This is a genomic window from Scandinavium sp. (assembly GCF_036271055.1).
In the GTDB taxonomy this organism is placed as follows: domain Bacteria; phylum Pseudomonadota; class Gammaproteobacteria; order Enterobacterales; family Enterobacteriaceae; genus Scandinavium.
The window spans coordinates 70,560-78,503 of the sequence record NZ_DATBBJ010000081.1 but is presented as its reverse complement, the minus strand read 5'-3'; the positions used below and the strand labels follow the sequence as shown (position 1 = coordinate 78,503).

The window sequence follows — 7,944 nt, the reverse complement described above, 5'->3', positions numbered from 1 at the left end:
GGGATATGGAAAGCATGGCGCAGATGGTAAAACTGCCAACAAGAAGAGAAAGAGCCTTCCCGGGAGTGGTAAAGGAAAGGCCCTACAAGTACAGAAAAGCCATATAAAACAGCCAGTCAGTCGCTTAACTGACTGGCATTAGTACTCAGGTGCGGTCTTTTTTTTGGTCTGAAAACAGGGGGGTTGCGATATCAACGACAATCACTAAAGTCAAACATACTGGCCCTTAGAGGGATTAACTGAGACTTATATCCCAACTTATTACCGGGTTATGTGCTGTAGCCGTTAATTAATGAATGATTAACGCAAAATCAGTTGTCATATGAATGTTTCACAGGTACTTTTCTGAGATCTCTTTTTTGAATATTTCTAAATGATTCGTCATTTTTTTTGGGATCTCATACCAATGAAAAAAACAGGTTTTCTGATGCTATGCTTCGTACTGGCAGGCTGTGCCAATAAATCACAAACGGCACATCAATCGCTGGTCACACCGCTGCCAACGCCGGCCCCCGCACCGCAGGAGCAGGTCGTTACAACGAAAAAGACGAACGCTCTGATGGGTAACGAAACCTGCATTAAATCGCTTTCAGCACTCCAAACCTATAACGCGCGGAGCTGGAATCAATATAGCAGTGAAATGAGGGAGTTAACGGGTAAAACCAGCCAGTTCCTCTCCGTAAAAGCCGACCTCAACCCGGACATCAATGACCTGGTAATGAGCGTCTATGAATCCCGAATGAAAACTCTGTGCTACAAAATTGAGAGCACTCTCGGTCAGTCAATGATCGAACAGGCCAGTCATCTGTAATTTGCCTTTCACAGGCTGGCAGCATGGCTGCCAGCCTTATCTTCCTCGAACAACCAATGCCTGATCCAACTCGCGATACGCCTCAACCAATTTATCCAGCGTAATACGGCTCAGCCCACTCGGATTGGGTAAGATCCACACTTCCGTATCGCCAACGGTAATGTCCTGCTTACCCCATTTCGCGCCACGTTGACTAAACGCCTGCTCAAACGCTTGCTTACCTAATATCGCCAGCGTTCGCGGCTGATAATCCTGCATTTTGGTGATAAGCCCTCTGCCGCCTTCACGCAGCTCGTGCAGCGCTACTTCATTCGCCTGGACCGTTGGCCTCTCGACCAACTTAGTCACGCCACAGCCGTAATCAAGCAACTGCTGAGCCTCTTCTGGCTTGAGCTGTCGATCAGTAAACCCGGCTAGATGCAAAACTTTCCAAAAACGATTGGCTGGATGAGCAAAAGGCAGTCCCAAATGCGCGGATGACTTCCCCGGATTGATGCCACAGAACACGACTCGCAACCCGGGCTTGAGAATATCGCTGACCATTTCATTACTCGTCTAAATGGATAATGCGTAAATTATAAGGGATTGATTCGCCATTGTTTATAAAAACAGCACCCGCAGCGCAATTACTGGATTGACTCACGGAGTTCCATTATAATTCCCGGCCACGGCCCCTTAGCTCAGTGGTTAGAGCAGGCGACTCATAATCGCTTGGTCGTTGGTTCAAACCCAACAGGGGCCACCAAATTTAAGCAGTAAATACATGCAGTTAGGCCACTCTCGCGAGTGGCCTTTTTGCTATCTAACGCATGAGTGTCGCAAATGTGTCGCATGGCATTTAGCTACCCCTGGCAAACGTCATCGATCTGAGGGTTGCCATCTTTGCTCTTTGACTTTAAATTCCCCGAAAACCTTGGGGAGATATCTGCATGGATCAAAAATCTCAGTTGGAGCATTTGCACGAATGCTTGCAACGTGAAGTAATGATGAGTTCAAAAAAGTTTACGTGGCTCAATGTGCTGCATAAAGCCTTTAAGTGCCCGAGCCGTCGTTATCACTTTTGGTGGCGTATTGCATCTTATTGGTATCAGTCAGGCAGCAAATACTTGAAGAAACGAGCCGAGAAGATAAACAGAAAGTTAATCTTCAAATATGGAACGGATATACAGCTGGGTGCGCAAATTGGCCCTGGCATGGTGATATCCCACCATCAGGGTATCGTCGTTAATGGTTCTGTGGTTATCGGTCATTCGCTGCGTATTCGTCAAAACACCACTATTGGCATCACCGGAACGAATGTAAATAAGGAACCGATATCAATCATCATCGGCAACAACGTCAGCATTGGTGTGGGTTCCTGTATAATTGCAGATCAGATTCGTATCGGTGATAACGTTGTGATTGGTGCTATGTCCTTTGTGAACAAGGATATTCCTGGCAATGTCACTGTTTATACTGAAAAAAGTTTAAAACTGATTTCTACAAAGAGCCTGTGATTCGGTACGACGTCATTGTGAGCCCAATAAACTTCAGATTTCAGACAATACTTACTGGCAGGTGTGGTGTGGTTTTTATTGATCCAGGAACTTGAAGATGAGAATGAGTGTCGCCGTGGTTATTGACATTGACTCAAATAGGATTATATTAGTTTTATAACTGCTTAATTTTATTGTACTTTATTGATTTAAGCTTGTTGGTAGCGGATCGCTTGGTCGTTGGTTCAAACCCAACAGGGGCCACCAATTTTAAGCAGTAAAATCAGTGAATTAAGCCACCTTTAAATCAGGTGGCTTTTTTGTATTGACTCTTATTGTCCCCTTTTTGTCCCCCCAGCATTAAAACGATGGGTAAAATTACGGCTTACTGACCACCAAAAATTCGGGTACAGCGCAAAGCGTAAGGAATGCACGATGATTTATGATTGTTTTTTGTACTATGACGAAGACATGATGCTTGATATTCGCTTTAACACGCTGGCTGAGGTGGTTGACCGATTTGTCATTGTCGAATCATCACATACCTTCACGGGCAAACCTAAAGCCCTGAACTTCGACATAACGAAATACGAAAAATTTAAAGACAAAATCATTTATGTTGCTTTCCATGATCATCCAATACTCAAGGATGGGAACGCCGGGGAGCCCGATGCATGGGCAAATGAATCCGCAACACGAAACGCGATAATGCGTGGGTTAACAGAAGCCAAAGACGACGATATCATTTTGGTTTCTGATGTCGATGAGATCTTCCGACCAGAAGTGGTGAAGAAAATTAACCCGAGGCATTTGTGCACCATTCTCCATATGCCTTTCTTTAACTATCAGTTTAACCTTCAGGTGTTTAACTCTGATGGCTCAGAACGCCAGTGCAAAGCTCCACGAGCAACAACATATAGAAACTTAAGAGATTTTTTTAACGGGGAACCCGAAGCTTTCCGTAACGTCAAAAAATCTGCGATGCACAAAGGCTTTATATCTAAAACCTGGTTTAAACTACGCAGCAAGATTGTGAAGAATTCTGGATGGCATTTTTCATGGATAATGACACCAGAACGCATTTCAGAAAAAATGTCATCGATTTCCCATACTGAATACGATTTACCTCATCTGAACAACAAAGAGCACATCATCAACGCATTAACCAATGCTAAAGATATCTGGAATCGTGAACGCAAGATGGAGAAGCAGCTCCTGACAAAAGATAAATTCCCAGCTTATCTTGTTGATAATGCAGAAAAATACAAAGATTTTATTATCTAAACTGTTATCTATTTCACCAGCGTTGATAAATTTTCTGTTTTTTTAAACGCCAGCTCCATTGGAAACCCGCATAAGCTTAGGCTTTGCGGGTTTTTCTTTGCTTGTCGCCTGTCCAAGTTTTGAGCATGGCATCTCTGGTATGTTCAAATGACTGCGTTGATGTCGTTGGATGCTCAAGCCTCGTTTGAATGACCGAGAGAAACGGCGTTTCAGGTCTGAGCTTCGTTCTTTGCAGTCCTACCTCAGAAAACATTTATTTTTGAATGAATTATTTTGCGGGAATGCTCTTAAAGTGCCAGGTTGAATTCTCGACACTCCAGGCGTATCTACCTCAAAAACCTTAATTTTTTGAGTAGGGTTATTTAAAATAAAGGAAAAACGACCTCATCGCATATCGTTATTTCTTTAAGAAATAAGTAACCTGTGTCGCATTATTCGTTTAATCACTCCAAACAACACAAGATAATGATGAAAATTCTCCCTATATTATTTGTTGCGTTAAGCGTGACAGCGTGTCAGGCAAAAAATGCACCCCAGCCTCAACCAATGACATCACCGATCGCCGCAGAGGCCACTCCAGCCCCACAGCCTGTCGTAGCCGAAGCGCCTCCAGCTGTGCCATCCACGGATTTGCAGGACTGTCGTGATAAAATCAATGAGCTGAAGCGCTATGATCGCAAGCAGTACAACTCGTTACGCAATTCATTAGCTAAAGTGTTGAAAGAGAAAAGTTTAATGAGCGGCAGCGAAAAATTTGCGGCTCCAGAAACAGTGGGCTACATCCGTTATCAGCAAGATAAATCTATCAGCATGATATGTACCCAAGCCAGTCAAAAGCTCGATAAAATGATGGTGAAAAAAGCACTCGCCTCTGCGTATTAATCCCCTTAGGAAATAAGGTTTCCTTTTCGGAAGCTTTATTTCCGCTATTTATTGCCCTCCCTCAAATCTCACCGTTTGTATTTCATACTTCAATAATAAATATCAAAAGTCCCAACTGGCACTAGCTCAATCATACTGAACCGAATATTCTTTGGCTATCGCCACTCAGCGATCCTTTTCACATTCAATTTGCTTTTGAAAAGCAGGTCGAAGATAACGATATTAGCGGTGAATCCCACCTATGCGGAGGGGCGTTCAGTGAACTCCGTTCTAAGGTCACGCGGGCTTTGTGCTGACTGACACAAGCCCACCGGGAGGCACCCGGCCCCCCTATCCCTTTGCCATCAATCGCGTCATCCCTGACGCCATTTGTTATCAGATACCGGCCCACCAGAGCCGCAGTTTCATCCCCCAGCCGCTTGTGAACCCCGTAGTGACAGACTTCACTTCACCTTTAGACACAATCACCAGCGTTGGCGTAACCTGCACCTGCCAACTTTTGGCGAGCTGGCCCTGCGCATCGTTGATCGTGGGCAACGCGTAGTGCTTACGCGCCAGCCATGTGCTTAACGTCTCGTCATCGCCAGAGCGAAGCGCCACGCTAACCACGTTCCCGCCCTCTTGCGCTATCTTCGCCACCGACGGTGTGGTGTAGCGACAAACGCCACACCACGTCGCCCATACGTAGACCAATAGCGGACGTTCCTGGCTCATGGCCGCCAGATCGACATCCTGACCATCCTGCGTCTGCAACGGCGTGCTGACAAATGCCGACGGTAATGTGGGCTTGCGGAACTGATCCATCACCAGCATCGCGGCGGCGGCGATCAGCAGCAGGACGACGCCTTCCCGCAACCAACGTTTGAGCTTAACTCGCATCGGCTTTCGCCAGTTCTTGCTTCACCAGCGCCTCCAGCTCGTCGTATGGAATGGCCCCCGCCACCATCGTTTTGCCGACCAGCGTCGCTGGCGTTCCCTGCACGCCAAGCACCTGCGACAGGATCAGGTTCATTTGCAGCGTTTCGCCGCTTTGCCCATCGGCTTTAATCGCCTCTGCGCCCGTTTTCTGCTGCGCCGCCAGAATAGAAGCGTCGTCATGATAGCCCTTCTTCGACATCAACCGTTGATGCAGCGCCCAGAACTGCTGCGGCTGTTCACGCCACGCGGTCAGCGCGATGCGAGCAGAATTAGCTGAACTTTCACTGCGAAATGGCAGCAGTTTCACCACCAGTTTCACGTCCGGGTACTTATGCACGATTTTCTCCAGCTCCGGGTCAAACTGCTTGCAGTACGGACAGTTGTAATCGGTGAATGACACCAGCGTCAGACGTGGTTTTTCCGCGCCTATTGAGGGTGTATTCGGGTCATTCCACAGCAAGTTTTCCAGATCGGGTTCCGCAGCAAGGTTGAAGGTTGAGAAGCAAAACAGCAGGATAAAAGTCAAAATACGCATCGTTATTCTCCTTTGGCGTCGGTCAGGGTTTGCAGCACGTCATCGCGGCTTAACAGCGGCGGTAACACGCGCCCCTGCACCAGTCCTGGGCCATAAATTTGGTTGAAAGGCACTGCTACGCTTTGGCGGGCGCGAAGAAACTGGCTGATGGTGTCAGAGGGGCGGCTCCAGTCACCACGCAGAGCCACCACGTCCGAAGCCGTCAACGCTTCCTGAACGTCATCACGCAGCAGGACGTTGTATTTGTTGGCTTTACAGGTCACGCACCAGTCGGCGGTGACATCGACAAATACACGTTTGTTGTCCGCCAGCGCAGCGGTGATGGCCTGTTCACTGAGCGGCTGCCAGTCAATGCGATCCTGTACGATGCCTTTCTTTCCTGAGTGAAGCAGCGGGAACGCCACGGCAATCACCACAACAGCCACCAGCGTGCAGGAAGCAGCCACACGCCAACCCCAGCGCCATAATGTAGCGAGCAACAACGCCAAAGCGACCACAGCGAACAACACGAGCATCGGTGTCTGACCAATATGCACCGAAAGTAAGCTACCTAGCCACAGCGCGGAGCCGAGCATCATCAGGCCGAGGATCACCCGCACCATGTTCATCCAACGCCCCGGACGTGGCATATGCCGTGCCAGCCCCGGCCAGGCGGCTATCACCAGCCACGGCAGGCTCATGCCTATTCCCATCGCAAAGAAAAGGCCCCACAGCAGTGGCAAAGGAGCGACCAGCGCCACCGAAACAGCCGTACCAAGGAATGGCGCTGTGCAAGGCGTTGCCAGCAGCGTGGCAAATGCGCCCTGCCAGAAATGTCCCGCCAGGCCATTGCCTCCACGAGTGGCGAGGAAAGTGGACACGCCTGAAGAGAGGCGAACTTCAAACAGGCCGAGCAGGCTGGCGCTGAACAGCACCATGACCAGCGCCATCGCCGTGATAAACCACGGGTTCTGGAACTGAATTCCCCAGCCGAGCGCCTGATTGCTGAGTCGCAGCACGGTCATCATCAACGCCAGTGCGAGGAACGAAGTGACAATCCCGGCGACCGACGCCATAAACTGCTGGCGCACGCTACGACGACTGGTCGAAGGCGCATGAACGAGCGAGCCGAGCTTCATCGCCAGCACCGGCAACACGCATGGCATCACGTTGAGAATCAACCCGCCCGCCAGCGCCATCAGCAGAACCCACCCCAATGACAGTGAAGACTCACTCACGCTGGCTTCCCCAACGCTCACGTGGCTTTCCTGCGCCTGACCGCTGTCGGTCAGCACAACGGAGATCGTTTTACCACGCAAATCGGGCGCGGTTTCGCCCCAGCCATCGGTCACTGGCAGCGTGGCGGTCAGCGTCTGGCCGTCAACCTTATAGCTCGGTTTACCAAAATCCGTGTCGGCTAAGGTGTCGATAAACAACTCAGGCTTCTGCCAGCCCGCTTCGCGTGTGGCGCTAACCGTCAATTTTCCGGTGCTGTAACCCGCGTTCAGCTGCGATGTCAGGCCATCCTTCAACGGCAATGTGCCCATCGCGCGGGTGAAGTCATAGCCAAAGTTGGTGTCGGCTGGCGTGGTGAGATCCAGTGTGAACGGGTAATCGGTCAGAATGCAGACGTTGCTGCAGGTTGATAACGTCAGCACGCCCGCCAGTGTTTCCGGCAGTTTACCGCGAAGAGTTATCGGGAAGGTGATGTCGCCGTGATAGCCCTGCGTGGAAATTCCCGCGACGTCAAAACGCTGCGGCACTGGCCAGCGCCAGTCCATCTCCAGCGGCGTCTGCCACTTTATGGCAGGCGCAATGCCGCCTTCTCCCGGCGAGCGCCAGTAGGTTTTCCAGCCCTTTTCGAGGGCCACATCCAGCAGCAGTTTGGCTTCACCGTCCGGCTGCGCCTGAGCGCGCAGTCGGGCGCTGGCATGATCGTTATCGGCGGCGCGCAGCCAGCCGCTGTCGGCCGCATGGCTGACGGGCAGCCATAGCCAGAGCAGGCAGAGCATAAACTGCCTGAAAAAAGTACGCATAAAATTTCTCCGTAAATGATTGAT

Annotated in this window: 8 protein-coding genes, 1 tRNA gene and 1 pseudogene; 6 read left to right on the top strand and 4 right to left on the bottom strand. The window is 49.8% G+C overall.

The features are described from left to right. Both VH187_RS18635 and VH187_RS18630 read left to right on the top strand, forming a co-directional pair. Positions 1-107, top strand: a 107-nt coding sequence (locus VH187_RS18635; protein WP_329701607.1) for a hypothetical protein, incomplete at its 5' end; no start/stop codon positions are given. A 299-nt stretch (positions 108-406) separates the two neighbouring features. Then, positions 407-811, top strand: coding sequence for a hypothetical protein (locus tag VH187_RS18630; protein ID WP_329702940.1), 405 nt, complete (start codon positions 407-409; stop codon positions 809-811). Positions 812-847: 36 nt separating this feature from the next. Here VH187_RS18630 and mug read toward each other — a convergent pair whose 3' ends face one another. After that, entirely contained in the window at positions 848-1,354 is a 507-nt protein-coding gene (gene mug, locus VH187_RS18625; RefSeq protein ID WP_329702939.1) for a G/U mismatch-specific DNA glycosylase, read from the bottom strand. A gap of 126 nt (positions 1,355-1,480) precedes the next feature. On the opposite strand from mug, the gene VH187_RS18620 reads away from it, so the two are divergent. The 4 genes and pseudogenes from VH187_RS18620 to VH187_RS18605 all read left to right on the top strand — a co-directional run bounded on the left by VH187_RS18620 (position 1,481) and on the right by VH187_RS18605 (position 4,452). Further along, positions 1,481-1,556, top strand: a tRNA-Ile gene (locus VH187_RS18620). A gap of 184 nt (positions 1,557-1,740) precedes the next feature. Then, positions 1,741-2,307, top strand: coding sequence for a serine acetyltransferase (locus tag VH187_RS18615; RefSeq protein WP_329702938.1), 567 nt, complete (start codon positions 1,741-1,743; stop codon positions 2,305-2,307). A 396-nt stretch (positions 2,308-2,703) separates the two neighbouring features. Further along, positions 2,704-3,570, top strand: a pseudogene (locus VH187_RS18610) (glycosyltransferase family 17 protein); the annotation flags it as partial. A 465-nt stretch (positions 3,571-4,035) separates the two neighbouring features. Next, positions 4,036-4,452: a hypothetical protein gene (locus tag VH187_RS18605; protein ID WP_329702937.1), complete on the top strand. Its 417-nt coding sequence runs from the start codon at positions 4,036-4,038 to the stop codon at positions 4,450-4,452. A 375-nt stretch (positions 4,453-4,827) separates the two neighbouring features. Here VH187_RS18605 and VH187_RS18600 read toward each other — a convergent pair whose 3' ends face one another. Genes VH187_RS18600 through VH187_RS18590 form a run of 3 tightly spaced genes read right to left on the bottom strand, consistent with a single transcriptional unit; the run spans position 4,828 to position 7,920 of the window. Further along, positions 4,828-5,331, bottom strand: a complete 504-nt coding sequence (locus VH187_RS18600; RefSeq protein WP_329702936.1) for a protein disulfide oxidoreductase — start codon at positions 5,329-5,331, stop codon at positions 4,828-4,830. Next, positions 5,321-5,905: a DsbA family protein gene (locus VH187_RS18595; RefSeq protein WP_329702935.1), complete on the bottom strand. Its 585-nt coding sequence runs from the start codon at positions 5,903-5,905 to the stop codon at positions 5,321-5,323. The genes VH187_RS18600 and VH187_RS18595 overlap by 11 nt, the downstream gene beginning before the upstream one ends. 2 nt (positions 5,906-5,907) lie before the next feature. Further along, entirely contained in the window at positions 5,908-7,920 is a 2,013-nt protein-coding gene (locus VH187_RS18590; protein ID WP_329702934.1) for a protein-disulfide reductase DsbD family protein, read from the bottom strand. Positions 7,921-7,944: the final 24 nt, after the last annotated feature.

What these genes read in the sequence shown, in the direction of transcription:
- VH187_RS18630 (WP_329702940.1), top strand. Translation starts at nt 407, where the DNA reads ATGAAAAAAACAGGTTTTCTGATGCTATGCTTCGTACTGGCAGGCTGT.
- mug (WP_329702939.1), bottom strand. Translation starts at nt 1,354, where the DNA reads ATGGTCAGCGATATTCTCAAGCCCGGGTTGCGAGTCGTGTTCTGTGGC.
- VH187_RS18615 (WP_329702938.1), top strand. Translation starts at nt 1,741, where the DNA reads ATGGATCAAAAATCTCAGTTGGAGCATTTGCACGAATGCTTGCAACGT.
- VH187_RS18605 (WP_329702937.1), top strand. Translation starts at nt 4,036, where the DNA reads ATGATGAAAATTCTCCCTATATTATTTGTTGCGTTAAGCGTGACAGCG.
- VH187_RS18600 (WP_329702936.1), bottom strand. Translation starts at nt 5,331, where the DNA reads ATGCGAGTTAAGCTCAAACGTTGGTTGCGGGAAGGCGTCGTCCTGCTG.
- VH187_RS18595 (WP_329702935.1), bottom strand. Translation starts at nt 5,905, where the DNA reads ATGCGTATTTTGACTTTTATCCTGCTGTTTTGCTTCTCAACCTTCAAC.
- VH187_RS18590 (WP_329702934.1), bottom strand. Translation starts at nt 7,920, where the DNA reads ATGCGTACTTTTTTCAGGCAGTTTATGCTCTGCCTGCTCTGGCTATGG.